Source organism: Streptomyces sp. NRRL B-24085, from assembly GCF_001282115.1.
Taxonomy (GTDB): domain Bacteria; phylum Actinomycetota; class Actinomycetes; order Streptomycetales; family Streptomycetaceae; genus Streptomyces.
On sequence record NZ_LJBR01000117.1, the window covers coordinates 1 to 16960 of the forward strand.

The following is a 16960-nucleotide window of genomic DNA, read 5'->3' on the forward strand; positions in this document are numbered from 1 at the left end:
GTCCACAACCGGGCTTCTCCCCCCGTCCCGAACCGAGCCCCTCCTCCCGTCCCGGACCCGCCGTTCCGTGTCCTGTTCGGGTCCACCCCCGGAGCCTGCTTGAGCGGTCCCTGGGGGCCGAACCCGGGCGGCAGAGGGCCGAGTTGGTCGAAGATCTCGATGGTCTCGTCGTCGGGGCCGGGGTCAGGCAGGAGTTCTCTGGCGGCTGCAAGAGCCTTGCGGGCCCCCGTGGCGGTGCGGAAGCGGGCCTGGGGGTCCGGCTGGAGGAGGGAAGCCACGACCTGCCACAGCGGGTCGGGGACGCTCTGGGGCGCGCCCGGGGTGCCGTGGGCGGTGAAGTACTCGATGAGCGCCTTGGCGTCGGGCTTGGCGCCCTCCAGGAGGTACAGCGCGACCAGGCCGACGGCGAACAGGTCGGCGGGGAAGTCCGGTTCCGCGCCCAGCATCTGCTCGGGGGCGAGATAACCCGGCGTGCCCACCACGAGGTTGGTCTCGGTCAGGCGCGGTTCGCCCAGCCGCATGGCGATGCCGAAGTCGGACAGCCGCAGCCGCGGACGGGCGGTGCCGGTGGCCTCGAGCAGGATGTTGGCCGGTTTGATGTCGCGGTGCACGACACCTTCCGCGTGCACCGCGGCCAGCCCCGCGAGGAGCTGGTCGAGCAGGGTGCAGACGAACGCGGGCGGCAGGGGACCGTAGTCCCCGACCAGGTGGACCAGCGAGCCACCGCCGACCAGGTCCATGGTGAACAGGACCTTGTCGTCGTCGGCGGCCCAGCTCGCGGGCGCGAGGACATGGGGGTGGTCGATCCGCAGGGCCTGTTCGCGGACGAAGCGCAGCAGGGAGTGGGCGTCGCTCTGCAACAGCACCTTGGCGGCCACATACCTGCGCCGCCGGTGGTCCCAGGCACGCCAGACGGCACCGACGCCGCCGCGTCCGATCGGATCGGCCAGTTCGTACCGGCCGGCGAAGACCTCACCCATGACTGCGCGTCGCTCCTCCCCCTGCGGCTACCCCCGTTGCTTCCCCCTCGATGAGCGATACGACCCCTCGTGGCCTCCCGGATGAGAGATACGGCCCCGTGTTCCAGCCCCCGTGCTGCTCGTCTCCTCGGCGGCCGACACACCCCCGCGTGTCGAGCGCCGCCGCCCTGCCCGACTGCCGAACCCCCTTCGGCGACCGGACGGACGTCTCAGTTCTGGTGCGACTGGTAGTGCGTGACCGCGTCGGAGGTGCGGCCGGCGCCGTAGACCCGGAGGAACTCTGCCAGCTCCGGGTGGGTCGGGGCGAGGGTGTCGGCCGCGTCGATGATGTCCCCGGCGGCGGCCACCGAGCGCAGCAGCGACTGGATCTCACGGACGACCCGCTTGACCGTCGGCGCACCCGAACTGCTGGTCGTGGTCGTGGTGTTGCTGAGCACCGAGCCCCCCTGCGACTTCTTGATCTCGTCCATGCGCTCGGTCGCCTCGGCCGCGCTCACGCTGCCGTCCGCGACCTGCCCCGCCAGGTCCTGCAGCAGCTGCACCCGCTGGACCACGGCCGGATTGCCGATCTTCGCCCGCTGACCGCTCATGAGCTGCGACAGCATCGGAGCGGACAGTCCCAGCACCCCCGCGAGACGAGCCTGGTTGAGGCCCAGGTCGTCTATGAGCTTACGGAAGAGCGCCCCCAGCGGCTCCCCGTACCAGTTCCGCTGCAGTTCCCGCGCTCTTGCGGTCGCTTCCTGCTGTGCGGCGTCCATGTGCGTCTCCCCATCGCTTCCCCAAAAAACCGTGGTTCGCGACAGCGAACCACGCCGAGCATCTTACGGAGAGTGGTCGTTCGCGGGGACCCCCAATCTTTTTGCGGAATACCGGGGATGACCCGGTACTCTGGTCTGCGGCGCCCACCGGCAAGTGGTTCTTCCGGCGGACGTCCCTCTTCCCGGGGCCTTAGCTCAGTTGGTAGAGCGCTGTCTTTGCATGGCAGATGTCAGGGGTTCGACTCCCCTAGGCTCCACTTCAGGAGACCCCTCCGACCTGCGGATACGCGGGCGGAGGGGTTTTTCGTGCCCGGCCGGGGACGCGGCGGCCCGTCCACCGGCCTACCGCATCAGCGAGCGGTACACCGCGGAGGACCTCGGATGGGCCCGGCAGCCCCACACGCCGTGCGGGCAGTAGTCGGTGATCGTCTGGTACAGGGGACGCTGCCGGGCGAACCAGGTGAGCATGCCGCGCAGGTAGACCGGGTCGTCGCCGTTCTCGTACAGACCCCACTCCTGGTAGGAGAACGGTTTGCGGTGGGCGCGGGCGAAGCGGACATGGGCGGCCAGACCGTACGGCTCGCTCACCTGATCGGCGAAGCGCAGGCCGCGCGGGGCGTCGTAGGCGTCCATGCCGATGATGTCGACGACCTCGTCACCCGGGTAGCAGCGCGGCCACGGGATCGCGTCGCGGCCGCGGTTGGGCGTGAACTCGAAACGGAAGCGCTGACCGGGCACCGAACGCATCGCCCGCACGATGCGCGTCCAGTACGCCTTCCAGGCGGCCGGGTCCGGGGCGCAGCGGTGGGTGTACGTGGTGCCGTTCATCTCCCAGCCGAGGACGAGGACCGTGTCCGGGACGCCGAGAGCCGTCAGCCGCCGGGCCAGGGCACGGAAATGGCCGTCGTAGTCACCGGCCGCCCCACGCCGGAGCTCGTCGCGGACCGTGCCGTCGGGAAGGTGCGCCTCCGTGCGCTCCAGCAGGGGCACGTTCAGGACGAACAGGCGCCGCGGGTCGGAGCGCCGCCAGGACGCCCAGGAGGCAAGATAGCCCGGCGACCCCTCGATGTTGCTCCAGCGGTCGCCGGGCAGGTACACGTGCCCGACCCGGGGCGGACGCCCGCCGAGCCAGGCGCCCAGGGCGTCGAGCCGCGCCACGTCGGCTGGCTCGTAGCCGACGTACGCGCCGTACGGGGTGACCGCCGCGGGCTCGTCGGCGCGGGTGGTGCAGGCCGAGACCAGAAACAGCAGGACGACGGTCAGGGCGAGCGGCCCGCGGCGCGAGGGCTTCATCAGAGCGGCGGTCCGTCCGGTGCGAGGAGGTGTCCCCGCGACTGTGGCGCACGGGAGCCGCGTCCCACCGGTCCGGCCACCCCCTCGGGTGAACACGACGGTGGGGCGGAGAATCTCCGCCCCACCGGTGGTACACGCCGGAACCGGCGTCAGCGCCCTTCGTCGTGCTTCGCGGCGTCCTCCTCGGCCTCCTTCGCCTGGACCTCCGGGTCCAGGACGGACTGCCCGGTGCCGTCCACGGACGTCAGCCGACCCGTCTCCGGGACCTCGGTCGCGGCGGGCGGCTCGACCAGCCAGTCAGGGTTGGCCTGCTTGTCCCACCACTTCCACGCGGCGTAGGCACCGCCCGCGACGAGGCCCGCGACCGCCAGCGCCCTGGCGAGCCGTCCTGCACGGGCCCGCCGCTCGTGCTTGCGGACCAGCTTCTGGACCTCCTTGGGCGAGATCTGACCGCGCAGCGCGGCCAGAGCGGCCACGCTGCGCGCGGCGGCCTCCTCACGGACCGGGCCGGCCGCGGCGACGGCCTGCTCGATCCTCGGGCGGGAATAGTCGGCGGCCTGCCGAGCGGCCTTACGGGTGCGCACGGCAGCCTCGTGGGCTGCCTGGTCGACCTTCGGCGGAACATGCGTACGAGCCTGCTCCAGGCGCGGCGCGACATGGGCGCCGTACTGGACACGTGCCTGCTCGGCCGCCTGCGAGACCTTCGGCGCGAGCCGTACGCGTGCCTCCGTCGCGTAGTGCGAGGCCTTGTCCTTGGCCGTGTCGGCGTAGGGCGCCACCACTTCCGCGGCGTGCAGCACGCTGTCCTTCGCCGAGCCGGTCGCGGCGCGCACGCTGTCGATGCGGGTCACGGGATCCTCCTCCTCGGTGGCGTACGGTAATTCGACTTTCCACCCTTTTACGGATCATGCCTGCCGGAGCACAGCCCGGCACCTGAGGGCGGGCATCCGGATCAATAACGGATGAATACGTGGCAACAGGAGCTTGTCGACGACAATGCCACGGATCGCCGCTCCGCGCCCCTGCCCGGACCCTCCTCGGCCGGATCCGTGCGAGGATCGGTCGGGCACAGGAAGACAACGGAAGGCAGATCGTGGCCGAGCAGCTTTACGCCACCCTGAAGACCAACCACGGCGACATCGAAGTCCGGCTCCTGCCGAACCACGCCCCGAAGACGGTCAGGAACTTCGTCGAACTCGCCCAGGGCGAGCGCGAGTGGACGCACCCCGGCACCGGCGAGAAGTCCACCAAGAGGCTCTACGACGGCACGATCTTCCACCGCGTCATCAGCGGCTTCATGATCCAGGGCGGCGACCCGCTCGGCACCGGCATCGGCGGCCCGGGCTACGAGTTCGAGGACGAGTTCCACCCCGACCTCGGCTTCGACAAGCCCTACCTCCTCGCCATGGCCAACGCCGGCCCCGGCACCAACGGCTCGCAGTTCTTCATCACCGTCTCCCCGACGGCCTGGCTGAACCGCAAGCACACCATCTTCGGCGAGGTCACCGACCCGGCCAGCCAGAAGGTCGTCGACGCCATCGCCGGCGTCAAGACCACCCGCCCCAACGACCGCCCGGTGAACGACGTCGTCATCGAGCAGGTCGTCGTGGAGACCCGCCAGGGCTGAGCCGGGCAACCACCGCGCAGGGAACCAAACGCCCCGCTCAACCGTAAGGATGAGCGGGGCGGTGCACGCGGGCACGACGACCCAGGCGACATGGGGGATGGCATGAATCAGGAGGCGGGCAGCACACCGCAGGCCCAGAACCTGCCTGGCTGCTACCGGCACCCGGACCGTGAGACCGGCATCCGCTGCACCCGCTGCGAGCGCCCGATCTGCCCCGAGTGCATGGTCAGCGCCTCCGTCGGCTTCCAGTGCCCCGAGTGCGTGCGCGACGGAGGCGGCAGCGGACCGGCTCCGGCCGCCGCCCGGCCCCGCACCATCGCGGGCGGCACCGTCACGGCCGATCCCCGCCTGTTCACGAAGATCCTGATCGCGGTCAACGTGGCGATGTACCTCGCCATCCAGATGCAGCCGTCGCTCCTGCGGGACCTGGCACTGATCGGCGCGTGGCCGCCGGCGCCGTTCTCACCCACCGAGGGTGTCGCAGGCGGGGAGTACTACCGCCTGGTCACCTCGATGTTCGTGCACGAGCAGATCTGGCACATCGGCTTCAACATGCTGAGCCTGTGGTGGCTCGGCGGCCCCCTCGAAGCGGCCCTGGGACGCGCCCGCTACCTCGCGCTCTACTTCGTCTCCGGTCTCGCGGGAAGCGCCCTGGCCTATCTGCTGGCGACCCCGGTCACACAGACCTTCGGCGCATCGGGTGCGATCTTCGGTCTCTTCGGCGCCACCGCCGTCCTGATGCGCAAGCTGAACTACGACCTGCGGCCGATCATCGCGCTCCTGGTGATCAACCTGATCTTCACCTTCGGCTGGAGCAGCATCTCCTGGCAGGCCCACATCGGCGGCCTCGTCGCCGGACTGATCACGGGTTACGGCATGGTCCACGCCCCGCGTGAGCGGCGCGCGCTGGTGCAGTACGGCACCTGTGCGCTGGTGCTGCTGGCCGTCGTGGTCCTCACCGTGATCAGAACCGCCCAGCTCACCTGACCGGGCCCCCGGACCCCCTCTGAGCGGGCCTTGTCCACAGCGTGTGCCGGATCTTGTGCATACAGTGCGGGAACTGTTGTGCCCCCTGTCGCTGACCCGTGTTTACGCAGGTCAGGCAGGGGGCGAACAGGCTTGCGGTGACGGGTGCGATGGTCGTACCGGCGTCAACGTCCGATGGGTTATCCACAGATCGTCGTCTTTTCCCCAGCTGGTTGTGGAAATTCAACCGGGCTGTGGATAACTCAGCGGATAGCCCTGGGGAGAGCTACTTCCACTGGGTGGAGACGGCGAATCCGGCCGCGATGAAGCCGAAGCCCACCACGATGTTCCAGTTGTCCAGGGCGTCGACGGGCAGGGAGCCGTCGGTCACATAGAAGACGACGATCCAGGCGAGCCCGATGAGGAACATGGCCAGCATCACAGGCGCCACCCAGGCGCGGCTGTTCAGCTTGATGGCGGTCGCCTGCTTCGCCGGCGGCGGCGTGTAGTCGGCCTTCTTGCGGATACGTGACTTCGGCACGAGGGTCTCTCCTGTCGATGCGCTGCGTGGCCGCGCAGGTAACTGGTCGGGCTCGGGGCAGCGTACAAGGGGACACTGAGTGCTCCCCCGGGCGTCCGTTAGCGTAGTGCTTCCGCAGCGCCGAAGGAGATAAGGGTACGTTGAGCAATTCTGCCGACTCCCCCCAGTCCGGTTCCAGTCCTGTCCGCAGGCGGGGTTTCCGGCCGGTGCGCGTGCTCACGGCAGGGGTCTTCGCTCTCGCGGGGCTCATTTTCTTCACGAGTTTCAATACGGCCAAGGGCACCGACATCCGCACGGACGCCTCCCTGCTGAAGCTCTCGGACCTCATCCAGGAACGCAGCCGCAACAACGGCGAGCTCGACGAGTCGAACGGCTCGCTGCGCCGGGACGTCGAGTCGCTGGCCGAGCGCGACGACGGCAGCACCAAGGCCGAGGACGAGAAGCTGGCCGCTCTGGAGGACCGGGCGGGCACCCAGAAGCTGAAGGGGAAGGCGGTCACGGTCACGCTCGACGACGCCCCGCCGAACGCCACCGCCAAGCTCCCCGGCTATCCCGAGCCGCAACCCGACTACCTGGTCATCCATCAGCAGGACCTCCAGGCCGTGGTCAACGCCCTGTGGAAGGGCGGCGCCCGGGGCATCAAGGTCATGGACCAGCGGCTGATCTCCACCAGTGCCGTGCGCTGCGTCGGCAACACCCTGATCCTCCAGGGCCGCGTCTACTCCCCGCCGTACAAGATCCAGGCGGTCGGTGACCCCGACCGGCTGAAGCAGGCGCTCGCGGACTCGAAGGCCATCCAGAACTACATGGTCTACGTCAACGTCTACGGCCTGGGATGGAATGTCGCCGACGACGGCACGGTGACTCTTCCCGGCTACTCGGGCACAGTGGATCTGCAGTACGCCAAGCCAGTGGAGTAGGTCCCGGGGGAGCTGCCGGTGCGTGTCGTCGTCAGGACCGTCAGCGAGCTGTGCATCACCACCGGCGCCCTGATCGTGTTGTTCGTCGCCTATGTGCTGTTCTGGACCGGTGTGAAGGCCGACACCGTCATGGACGACCAGATCGACCAGTTGCAGGACCAGTGGGCGCAGGGGAGTGTGCGGCAGCCGAGGACGACGGCCGGCCCGTCCGCCGCTCCCGCGGAGCCGGCGCCGTACCGGAGCGGGAAGCCCTTCGCGATCATGTACATCCCGCGGCTCGGTTTCACGTGGAACAAGCCGGTGCTCGAGGGCACCGGGGTGGGCACCCTGAAGAAGGGCCTCGGGCACTACGCGGAGACCGCGCGGCTGGGGCAGCGGGGCAACTTCTCGGTCGCCGGTCACCGGCGCACCTACGGCGATCCCTTCAAGGACTTTCCGAGGCTGCGGCGCGGTGACGCGGTGGTCCTGACCGACGGAACCACCTGGTTCACGTATCGGATCGACAAAGGGCCCTACAAAACCGTTCCCACGGACATTGAGGTGATCGATCCTGTGCCACGTAAATCCGGGTACACGCGTCCTGGCCGCTATCTCACGCTGACCACGTGCGATCCGGAGTGGGGACACAGCCACCGGCTGATCGTGTGGGCCCACCTGGACTCCACACAGCCTGTGGAGGACGGCAAGCCTGTTGCCCTGCGCCGTTAGTCTGGTGCGGTACGGCGTGTGTGTGGTGCCGTGGTGCGACGGAAGGGACGGCATGTACGGCTGGATCTGGCGGCATCTGCCGGGGAACGCGTGGGTGAAGGCGCTGCTCTCACTCGTGCTGGTCGTTGCTGTGGTCTACGTCCTGTTCCAGTACGTGTTCCCGTGGGCCGAACCGCTGCTGCCCTTCAACGATGTGACGGTGGACAACCAGTGAGCGCGCGCATTCTCGTCGTCGACAACTACGACAGCTTCGTCTTCAACCTGGTCCAGTACCTGTACCAGCTCGGTGCGGAGTGCGAGGTGCTGCGCAACGACGAGGTGTCGACGGCGCACGCCCAGGACGGTTTCGACGGCGTCCTCCTCTCGCCTGGCCCCGGGACGCCGGAGGAGGCCGGGGTCTGCGTCGAGATGGTGCGCCACTGCGCCACGACCGGGGTGCCCGTCTTCGGTGTCTGCCTGGGCATGCAGTCGATGCAGGTGGCGTACGGCGGTGTCGTGGACCGTGCCCCGGAGCTGCTGCACGGCAAGACCTCGCTCGTGGAGCACGAGGGCAAGGGCGTCTTCGCCGGTCTGCCGACGCCGTTCACGGCGACCCGCTACCACTCGCTGGCCGCCGAGCCGGCGACGGTCCCGGCCGAGCTGGAGGTCACCGCGCGGACGCAGGACGGGATCGTCATGGGGCTGAGGCACCGTGAACTGCCGGTCGAGGGTGTGCAGTTCCACCCGGAGTCGGTGCTGACGGAACACGGTCACCTGATGCTGGCCAACTGGCTGGTGGAGTGCGGGGACCAGGGCGCGGTGGCGAGGTCGGCGGGGCTCGCCCCGGTGGTGGGCAGGGCCACGGCGTGACGGCCCTGCGCCCCGAGCGCGAGGACTTGTACGGCGACGCGTCGTACCAGTCCTACGGCGGCGATCCCTACGGCGGTCAGTCCTTCGGCGGGGCTGCACCCGTCGGGGAGACCCGTGCCGAGGAGCCGTACGCCGGGGCCGCGTATCCCGAGGAGTCGTCGGGCGGGGCGTCGGCGCCGTACGTGCCCCCGGCCGACGACGAGACGGTGGCGCTGCGGATACCCGATCCCCCGCCGCCCATATCCGCTTCTGCGGCCTCTTCCGTCACATCCACCACTGGATCCCCACAGGGCGGCCGTGCGGCCCGCAGAAAGGCCGCCAAGCGCCGTCACGGGCGTCATGGCGGCGCGGCCGGCCCCGAGACGCAGCCCGATACGCAGCCGGGGACGGAGTCGTCCGGCGGCAGGCCGCTCTCCCGGGTCGAGGCCCGCAGACAGGCGAAGGCCCGCAAACCCGGCGCGGCCGTCGTCGCGAGCCGTGCGATCGGCGAGATGTTCATCACCACCGGTGTGCTGATGCTTCTGTTCGTCAGCTACCAGCTCTGGTGGACCAATGTCCGGGCTCACGCACAGGCGGACAAGGAGGCGAGCAGCCTCCAGAACGACTGGGCGAGCGGGAAGGGCGCGCCGGGCACCTTCGAGCCGGGCCAGGGCTTCGCCCTGCTGCACATCCCCAAGCTGGACGTCGTGGTGCCGATAGCCGAGGGCGTCAGCAACAAGAAGGTCCTGGACAAGGGGATGGTCGGGCACTACAGCGAGGGCAGGTTGAAGACGGCGATGCCCGACGCCAAGAGCGGCAACTTCGCGCTCGCCGGGCACCGCAACACGCACGGCGAGCCCTTCCGCTACATCAACAAGCTCAGCCCGGGTGACGCGATCGTCGTCGAGACGCAGGACGAGTACTTCGTCTACAAGATGACGTCGACGCTGCCGGTGACGTCTCCGAGCAACACGAGCGTGATCGACCCCATCCCCAAGGGATCCGGTTTCACCACGGCCGGCCGCTACATCACCCTCACCACCTGCACGCCGGAGTTCACCAGCAAGTACCGGTTGATCGTCTGGGGCAAGATGGTCGAGGAACGGCCGCGCAGCAAGGGCAAGCCGGATGCGCTCGTCCAGTAAGGGCAGATGACAAGTGGCAGCGACCACCGAGCAAGAGCAGCACACCGGCACCTCCGTGCCGCGCCGCCGCGGCACCGGCCGGATCGCCATGGCGGTCAGCGTCTTCGGTGAACTCCTCATCACGGCCGGCCTGGTGCTCGGCCTGTTCGTCGTCTACTCGCTGTGGTGGACGAACGTCGTCGCCGACCGTGCGGCCCACAAGGAAGCCGACAAGGTGCGTGACAGCTGGATGCAGGACCGGGACACCGGTCCCGGCGCGCTGGACACCAGGAACGGCATCGGCTTCCTGCACGTCCCCGCGATGCGGAACGGTGAGGTCCTGGTCGAGAAGGGCACCTCGTCGAAGATCCTCAACGACGGTGTCGCCGGCTACTACACCGACCCCGTCAAGGCCACGCTGCCCACCAGCGGCAAGACCGGCAACTTCTCCCTCGCCGCCCACCGCGACGGCCACGGCGCGAAGTTCCACAACATCGACAAGATCAAGAAGGGCGACCCGATCGTCTTCGAGACCAAGGACGAGTGGTTCGTCTACAAGGTCTACGCCGTCCTGCCCGAGACCTCGAAGTACAACGTCAAGGTCCTCGGCCGGATCCCCGAGGAGTCCGGCAGGAAGAAGGCCGGCCACTACATCACCCTGACGACCTGCACGCCGGTGTACACCTCGCGCTACCGGTACGTGGTGTGGGGGGAACTGGTGCGCACGGAAAAGGTGGACAGCGAGCGCACCCTGCCGAAGGAACTGCGCTGACTGAGCGCCTTGAGGGAGCTCAGTCACCTAGCATGGCGAAGGCCCGAAGCCGCAACTTCCTCTTGCGGCTTCGGGCCTCTTCGCGTGGGTGGCTCCTACTCCAGAACTTCCAGCGGTTCCCCGGCGCTCCACTGCTCCAGCAGCCCACGGTGTACGACGGTGATCCCGGTCTCGGCGGCGATGTTCAGGGCCTCCGAGGTGAAGGGGCAGGTGGCCACGAAGAGCGCCACCTCCGCGCTGTGGAGAACTTTGGCCGCTCCGACGAACCTCTGCATGTCGGGGCTGGTGATGTTGAGGTAGGGCGCGAACCGCTTGCACTGGACGACGAGGCGTCGTCCATCGGCCGTGAGCCCGCTGACGTCGATACCCCGGTCTCCGTGGCCGCCCTGCACGGTCACGTTGGTGCATCCGTCCCGGCGCAGCAGCTTGGCGATGTGGTGTTCGAAGGTGCGGCCGTTCATGGCGTCCATGGCGGCCATGACCCCGACGGTGGGCCGGTCGTCCCGTACGCCTTCGAGTCGTCGGAGGCGGGTGTGGTGCTGGTGGAGGCGTCGTTCGATGCGCTGGACTCCCGCGCGCAGGGCGACCAGCTCCTTGCGGTGCTCGCCCGATGTTTCGATCAGGGCGTTGAACATCGGTACGACGGTCTTGCCGAGGATGTGGGTGATGCGTTGGTCGATGCGGTCGTCGAGGGAGTCGATGCCCTTGTGGACAGAGTTATCCACAGGCTGGGTGCGGGCCAGGTACTCCATGTCGAGGAGGTACACACGCACCTGACGTGCGACTTCGCTGTCGCGGAGGAGCATGGCGACGTTGAGGACGGCTCGGCGGGAGAAGAGGGCGAGGGACGCGGTGCGTGACTGGATCCCACTGAGTGACTTGAAGTCACTCAGTCGCGAACCTGTCAAAACGTGGTAGCCGCTGGCCTCCAGTTCCGTCCGGTGGTCCTTGACGAGAGCTCGGAGTGCTTCCACGGTGACCTCGAAGTACGCCGCCACCATGGCCGTGGTCACATGCATCCCGTCCGGCAGGAGCGACAGCGCTTTGACCCTGTCGAGTACGTCGGTCCGCTCCAGCACGCTGTCGCGCAGGGTCTTGGACTCCAGCAGTGCCGATTCGTTGATCATGTTGTGCCCTTCCGTCTGTTGTCGGGGCACGTTCGACACGTCACCCCATCCGATCAACGACTTGTCGGATGGGAGGACACGAAGAGCCGGACCCTGCACAGGGTCCGGCTCTTCGTCGTGGGTGCGGGTGTCGTCAGCCGGTGCCGCCCCCGAAGAAGCCGCCGCCGTTGCCTCCGCCGTTGTTGTTGCCGCCTCCGACGCTCACCGTGGTCAGGTTGATCTGGGTGTTGCCGGGGTCGCCGACCTCGCTGCCGCCCTGGGGGTCCTGCTGGGCCACGAGGGCGTTGTCGCTCTGGTCGCTGCCGTTGGCGAACTGGATGTTGTTGAAGCCGGCGTTGTTGAGGATCTGGCGGGCCTGGGCGACCGTGCGGCCCACGACGCTCGGGACCTCGGTCTTGTCCGCCGCCTTGCCGATCTGGATGTTGACCGTCGAGTTCTTGTCGGCCTGGGTGCCGGCCTGCGGCGCGGTCGTGATGACCTTGCCGATCTGGTTGGTGTCGTCGGTCTCGACCTCGGTGCAGTTGCCGACGAGGTTGTTCGCCTGCATCTGCGCCTTGGCCTCGTCGCAGGAGCGGCCGGTGACGTCCGGGACCGTGGCCTTCTCCTCGGCCTTGGCGATGGTGAGGGTGACGGTGGAGCCCTTCTCCACCTCCGCGCCCAGTTTCGGGTCCTGATCCAGGACGGTGCCCGGCTCCTCGGTGGACACCTGCTTCTTGGTCTTGACGACGAACTGGTACTGGTCGCCCTGCAGTGTCTCCGTGGCCTTGTCGACGTCCTGGCCGAGGACGCTGGGGACGGCGACCTTCGGCGCTCCGGTGGACACCACGATGCTGACGGCGGTGTTCTTGTCGACCTTGGTGCCGCCCGTCGGGTTCTGCTCGCAGATGTTGCCCTTGGCGGTGTTCTCGCAGGGCTTCTCGGTGACCTCGCCCAGCTTCAGGTCGACGTTGCTCAGCTGTTTCGCCGCGTCGGCCTGGGGCTGGTTGACGAGGTTCGGCACGGTCACCTGGTCGTTGCCCGCGCCGCCGCCGCTGAAGATCCACTTGCCGATGAGGATCGCGCCGACGAGCACCAGGATGCCCGCCACCACCAGCAGGATCGTCGAGGTGTTCGACTTCTTCTGGCGGCGCCGGTCGGGGCGGTCGTCGTAGCCGTAGCCGCCGTCGTCCGGGTTCATGGGGGGCAGCATGGTGGTGGCGCCGGCGTCGGAGCGCAGGGCCGTCGTCGGCTGGTCGTCGGGGTAGCCGCCGTAGCCCACCGAGCCCATGGCCGCGGTGGCCGCGACCGGCTGGCCGTCGAGGCAGGCCTCGATGTCGGCGCGCATCTCGTCGGCCGACTGGTAGCGGTAGTTCGGGTCCTTGACCAGGGCCCGCAGGACGATGGCGTCCATCTCGGGCGTGATCTCGGGGTCGAAGACCGACGGGGGCTGTGCCTCCTCGCGTACGTGCTGGTACGCGACGGCCACCGGGGAGTCGCCCACGAAGGGCGGCCGGACCGTCAGCAGTTCGTAGAGGAGGCAGCCGGTGGAGTAGAGGTCCGACCTGGCGTCGACCTGCTCGCCCTTGGCCTGCTCCGGAGAGAGGTACTGGGCGGTGCCGATGACCGCGGAGGTCTGGGTCATCGTCATGCCGGAGTCGCCCATGGCGCGGGCGATGCCGAAGTCCATCACCTTGACCTGGCCGTTGCGCGTGAGCATGACGTTGGCCGGCTTGATGTCCCGGTGGACGATCCCGCTGCGGTGGGAGTACTCCAGCGCCTGGAGGATCCCGATGGTCATCTCCAGGGAGCGCTCCGGCAGCAGCTTGCGGCCGGAGTGCAGCAGCTCACGGAGCGTGGAGCCGTCGACGTACTCCATGACGATGTACGGGATCGAGACCCCGTCGATGTAGTCCTCGCCCGTGTCGTAGACCGCCACGATCGCGGGATGGTTGAGCGAGGCGGCCGACTGGGCCTCCCGGCGGAACCGGGCCTGGAAGGACGGGTCGCGCGCGAGGTCCGCGCGCAGCGTCTTCACCGCCACCGTGCGGCCGAGGCGCGTGTCCATGGCGAGGTAGACCTCCGCCATGCCACCACGGCCGAGCACCTGGCCCAGCTCGTACCGGCCGCCGAGGCGACGCGGCTCTTCCATAGCTTCCTACCAGCCCTCTCCGTCGGTCCCGACCGGCACGTGTGTGCCGTCGGAGGCTGCACTCCGGGCCTACCGTACCCGGCTAGCTTTGTGTGACCTGGCCAAGTGCGTCACCCGATACAGGACCGGTATCGCAACGTGCACCGATGTGGAGGTGACGTGAGCGGGGTCACTTCTTGGAGTCGATGACCGCCTCCATGACGCTCTTGGCGATGGGCGCCGCGAGACCGCTGCCGGAGATGTTCTCGCGGACCGCGTTGTCGTCCTGGACGACGACGGCCACGGCGACCGGCGCGCTGTCGCCGACCTTGGCGTACGAGATGAACCAGGCGTACGGGTTCTTGCTGTTGTTCTCGCCGTGCTGGGCGGTACCGGTCTTGCCGCCGACGGTGACGCCGTCGATCTGGGCCGTGGTGCCGGTGCCCTTGTCAACGACCGTCTCCATCATCGACTGGAGGATCTGGGCGTTCTCCGCCGACAGCGGCTCGCTCATCTTCTCCGGCTCGGTCTTCTCCAGGGTGTCCAGGTTCGGGGCCTGGAGCGAGTCGACCATGTACGGCTTCATCAGCGTGCCGTTGTTGGCGACGGCCGAGGCGACCATGGCCATCTGGAGCGGGGTGGCGGCGGTGTTGTACTGGCCGATGGAGGACAGCGCGGTCTGCGAGGGGTTCATGTCGTCGGAGAAGACCGAGGCGCTGGAGCGGACCGGGGTGAACTGCTCCTCGGTGAAGCCGAACTTCTTGGCCTCGTCGAGCATCTTGTCGTTGCCGAGGTCGGAGCCGATCTTGCCGAAGACGGTGTTGCAGGAGTACTGGAGCGCGACCCGCAGGGTGGCGTTCTTGCAGGGGATGTTGCCCTCGTTCTTCAGCTGGGTCGTGGTCCCCGGCATGGTCCACGGCAGCGGGGAGTCGGTCTTCTCGTCGGCCGACTTGTACAGGCCGTTCTCTAGCGCGGCGGCCGCGGTGACGACCTTGAAGGTGGAGCCGGGCGGGTAGACCTCGCGCAGCGCCCGGTTGAGGGAGGGGTCGTCGGGGTTGTTCTTCTTGTCGAGCTTCTTCCACGCCTCGGCGTCGGAGTCGCTGCCGCCGGCGATCGTGGAGGGGTCGTACGACGGGTAGGAGGCCAGCGCCAGGATCTTGCCGGTGGAGGGCTCGATGGCGGCGACGGCGCCCTTGCCGCCCTGCTTCTTCAGACCGTTGTAGGCGGCCTTCTGCGCGGCGGCGTTGAGGGTGGTGACGACGTTGCCGCCCTCCTTCGGCTTGCCGGTGAGCATGTCGAGGGTGTTGCGGAAGAACAGCCGGTCGTCGTTGCCGGTGAGGATGCCGTCCTCGATGGACTCGAGCTGGGTGGCGCCGTAGGCCTGTGAGACGAAGCCGGTGACCGGCGCCCACATGGCGCCGTCCTTGTAGGTGCGCTTGTACTTGAAGTCGCCCGACGTCGTCTCCGCGTGCCCGGTGATGGACTTGCCGTCGACGATGATGTCGCCGCGGGGCGTGGCGTACCGCGCGATCAGTACCCGGCGGTTGTCGGGGTCCTCACGGAGACTGTCGGCCTTGACGTACTGGAGCCAGTTGTCGCGGATGAGGAGGGCGAGGACCAGCAGGCCGCAGAAGATCGCGATCCGGCGCAGGGGCTTGTTCATGACGGGCGGACCACCTGGGTCATCTCGGCGTCGGGGCTGGGGGCGGGGGCGGGCGCCGGACGGCGTGCGGTGTCGCTGATCCTGATCAGGATGCCGATGAGGGCCCAGTTGGCGATGACGGAGGAACCGCCGTACGCCAGGAAGGGCATCGTCATACCGGTCAGCGGGATCAGGCCCATCACACCGCCGGCCACCACGAAGACCTGGAGGGCGAAGGCGCCGGACAGGCCGATGGCGAGCAGCTTGCCGAAGGGGTCGCGGGCGGCGAGGGCGGTGCGTACGCCGCGCTCCACGATCAGGCCGTAGATCAGCAGGATCGCCATGAGGCCGGCCAGGCCCAGTTCCTCGCCGAAGGTGGCGAGGATGAAGTCGGAGTTGGCGGCGAAGCGGATGAGCTCGGAGTGGCCCTGGCCCCAGCCGGTGCCGAGGGTGCCGCCGGAGCCGAAGGCCCACAGGGCCTGCATGGCCTGCTCGGAGTGGACCATGCCGTCGCCGTTGGGGTTGCGGCTGAGGGTGTACTCGCGCATCGGGTCGAGCCAGGCCTGGACACGGGTCTGCACGTGCGGTTCGAAGCTGGCCACGCCGACGGCGCCGGCCGCGGACATCAGCAGACCGAAGACGATCCAGCTGGTCCGCTCGGTGGCGACGTACAGCATGATGATGAACATTCCGAAGAACAGCAGCGAGGTGCCGAGGTCGGTCTCGAAGACCAGGATGAGGATCGAGATCATCCAGACGACGATGATCGGGCCGAGGTCGCGGCCGCGCGGCAGGTACAGGCCCATGAAGCGGCGGCTGGCGAGGGCCAGGGCGTCGCGCTTGACCATGAGGTACCCGGCGAAGAAGATCGCGAGGACGATCTTGGCGAACTCTCCGGGCTGGATGGTGAAGCTGCCGACCTTGATCCAGATCTTGGCGCCGTAGGTGATGTTGGCGCCGAGGCCCGGGACCAGCGGGAGGAGCAGCAGGACCAGCGCGCCGACCATCGAGATGTAGGTGTAGCGCTGCAGGACCCGGTGGTCCTTGAGGAAGACCAGGACGACGGCGAACAGGGCGATGCCCATCGCCGTGTAGATGAGCTGGTTGGTGGCCTTGCCGCCGGCCTGGCCGATCTGCTGGAGCAGCTTCGACTGGTCGAGCCGCCAGATCGCGACGAGCCCGAGGCCGTTGAGCAGGGTGGCCAGCGGCAGCATCAGCGGGTCCGCGTACGGCGCGAACTTGCGTACGACGAGATGGGCGACGCCGGCCAGCAGACCGAGTCCCAGGCCGTAGCTCAGCAGGCCGGCCGGGACCTGGTCGTCGATGGCCAGGCCCACGTTGGCGTAGGCGAAGACCGGGATGAGGACGGCGAACACCAGCAGCGCCAGCTCGGTGTTGCGGCGGCTCGGTGCGCCGATCGCGCCGATCGTGGACGTGTGGTGCGTCGACGTGTTCGAAGTACTGCTGCTCATCGTGTGACAGGGCCTCTCACGGCTTGCCTACTGCGTACCGCAGTTCCCGACGACCTGCTTCTCCTCGTCCGAGAGGGTGGGGCCGGGGGTGGGAG

General features: G+C 68.5%; 17 protein-coding genes and 1 tRNA gene. 9 read left to right on the forward strand and 9 right to left on the reverse strand.

Annotated features, from left to right (window positions below):
- Positions 1 to 980 (reverse strand): serine/threonine-protein kinase (locus AOJ26_RS14970; RefSeq protein WP_053848765.1); only part of this gene is annotated, 980 nt, incomplete at its 3' end.
- Positions 981 to 1189: 209 nt separating this feature from the next.
- Complete coding sequence (locus tag AOJ26_RS14975) at positions 1190 to 1738, reverse strand: helix-turn-helix domain-containing protein (protein ID WP_031036313.1); 549 nt, start codon at positions 1736 to 1738, stop codon at positions 1190 to 1192.
- 184 nt (positions 1739 to 1922) lie between these two features.
- Here AOJ26_RS14975 and AOJ26_RS14980 point away from each other — a divergent pair.
- A tRNA-Ala gene (locus AOJ26_RS14980) sits at positions 1923 to 1995 on the forward strand.
- Between the two features lie 85 nt (positions 1996 to 2080).
- Here AOJ26_RS14980 and AOJ26_RS14985 read toward each other — a convergent pair.
- Both AOJ26_RS14985 and AOJ26_RS14990 read right to left on the reverse strand, forming a co-directional pair.
- Positions 2081 to 3031, reverse strand: a complete 951-nt coding sequence (locus AOJ26_RS14985; protein ID WP_053848766.1) for a glycoside hydrolase family 26 protein — start codon at positions 3029 to 3031, stop codon at positions 2081 to 2083.
- Positions 3032 to 3180: 149 nt separating this feature from the next.
- Positions 3181 to 3882: a DUF5324 family protein gene (locus AOJ26_RS14990; RefSeq protein ID WP_053848767.1), complete on the reverse strand. Its 702-nt coding sequence runs from the start codon at positions 3880 to 3882 to the stop codon at positions 3181 to 3183.
- 242 nt (positions 3883 to 4124) lie between these two features.
- Here AOJ26_RS14990 and AOJ26_RS14995 point away from each other — a divergent pair, with 242 nt between their 5' ends.
- Together AOJ26_RS14995 and AOJ26_RS15000 are read left to right on the forward strand one after the other, a co-directional pair.
- Positions 4125 to 4658, forward strand: coding sequence for a peptidylprolyl isomerase (locus AOJ26_RS14995; RefSeq protein WP_053848768.1), 534 nt, complete (start codon positions 4125 to 4127; stop codon positions 4656 to 4658).
- 102 nt (positions 4659 to 4760) lie between these two features.
- Entirely contained in the window at positions 4761 to 5645 is an 885-nt protein-coding gene (locus AOJ26_RS15000; RefSeq protein WP_053848769.1) for a rhomboid family intramembrane serine protease, read from the forward strand.
- A 265-nt stretch (positions 5646 to 5910) separates the two neighbouring features.
- On the opposite strand, the gene crgA is transcribed toward AOJ26_RS15000, so the two are convergent.
- The gene (crgA, locus tag AOJ26_RS15005) at positions 5911 to 6165 is read right to left on the reverse strand and encodes a cell division protein CrgA (RefSeq protein WP_053848770.1); all 255 of its coding nucleotides are present in this window, start codon (positions 6163 to 6165) and stop codon (positions 5911 to 5913) included.
- Positions 6166 to 6305: 140 nt separating this feature from the next.
- Here crgA and AOJ26_RS15010 point away from each other — a divergent pair, with 140 nt between their 5' ends.
- Genes AOJ26_RS15010 through AOJ26_RS15030 form a run of 6 tightly spaced genes read left to right on the forward strand, consistent with a single transcriptional unit; the run spans position 6306 to position 10517 of the window.
- Complete coding sequence (locus AOJ26_RS15010) at positions 6306 to 7085, forward strand: DUF881 domain-containing protein (RefSeq protein WP_078959899.1); 780 nt, start codon at positions 6306 to 6308, stop codon at positions 7083 to 7085.
- An 18-nt stretch (positions 7086 to 7103) separates the two neighbouring features.
- Positions 7104 to 7793, forward strand: a complete 690-nt coding sequence (locus tag AOJ26_RS15015; RefSeq protein WP_053848772.1) for a class E sortase — start codon at positions 7104 to 7106, stop codon at positions 7791 to 7793.
- Between the two features lie 52 nt (positions 7794 to 7845).
- A complete protein-coding gene (locus AOJ26_RS41830) occupies positions 7846 to 8007 on the forward strand; it encodes a hypothetical protein (protein ID WP_019324742.1) in 162 nt (53 codons plus the stop codon).
- A complete protein-coding gene (locus AOJ26_RS15020; RefSeq protein WP_053848773.1) occupies positions 8004 to 8642 on the forward strand; it encodes an aminodeoxychorismate/anthranilate synthase component II in 639 nt (212 codons plus the stop codon). Before AOJ26_RS41830 ends, AOJ26_RS15020 begins: the two co-directional genes overlap by 4 nt.
- Positions 8639 to 9766, forward strand: coding sequence for a class E sortase (locus AOJ26_RS15025; protein WP_053848774.1), 1128 nt, complete (start codon positions 8639 to 8641; stop codon positions 9764 to 9766). Before AOJ26_RS15020 ends, AOJ26_RS15025 begins: the two co-directional genes overlap by 4 nt.
- Positions 9767 to 9779: 13 nt before the next feature.
- Positions 9780 to 10517 (forward strand): class E sortase, encoded by a 738-nt coding sequence (locus tag AOJ26_RS15030; protein WP_053848775.1) that lies wholly within the window; start codon positions 9780 to 9782, stop codon positions 10515 to 10517.
- Between the two features lie 95 nt (positions 10518 to 10612).
- Here the strand turns inward: AOJ26_RS15030 and AOJ26_RS15035 are convergent, their stop codons facing one another.
- From AOJ26_RS15035 to AOJ26_RS15050, 4 genes are all read right to left on the reverse strand, one after another.
- Complete coding sequence (locus tag AOJ26_RS15035) at positions 10613 to 11644, reverse strand: restriction endonuclease (RefSeq protein WP_053848776.1); 1032 nt, start codon at positions 11642 to 11644, stop codon at positions 10613 to 10615.
- A 133-nt stretch (positions 11645 to 11777) separates the two neighbouring features.
- Complete coding sequence (gene pknB / locus AOJ26_RS15040; RefSeq protein WP_053848777.1) at positions 11778 to 13772, reverse strand: Stk1 family PASTA domain-containing Ser/Thr kinase; 1995 nt, start codon at positions 13770 to 13772, stop codon at positions 11778 to 11780.
- Positions 13773 to 13941: 169 nt separating this feature from the next.
- A complete protein-coding gene (locus AOJ26_RS15045; protein ID WP_053848778.1) occupies positions 13942 to 15414 on the reverse strand; it encodes a peptidoglycan D,D-transpeptidase FtsI family protein in 1473 nt (490 codons plus the stop codon).
- The gene (locus AOJ26_RS15050) at positions 15411 to 16865 is read right to left on the reverse strand and encodes an FtsW/RodA/SpoVE family cell cycle protein (protein ID WP_053848779.1); all 1455 of its coding nucleotides are present in this window, start codon (positions 16863 to 16865) and stop codon (positions 15411 to 15413) included. Before AOJ26_RS15050 ends, AOJ26_RS15045 begins: the two co-directional genes overlap by 4 nt.
- Positions 16866 to 16960: the final 95 nt, after the last annotated feature.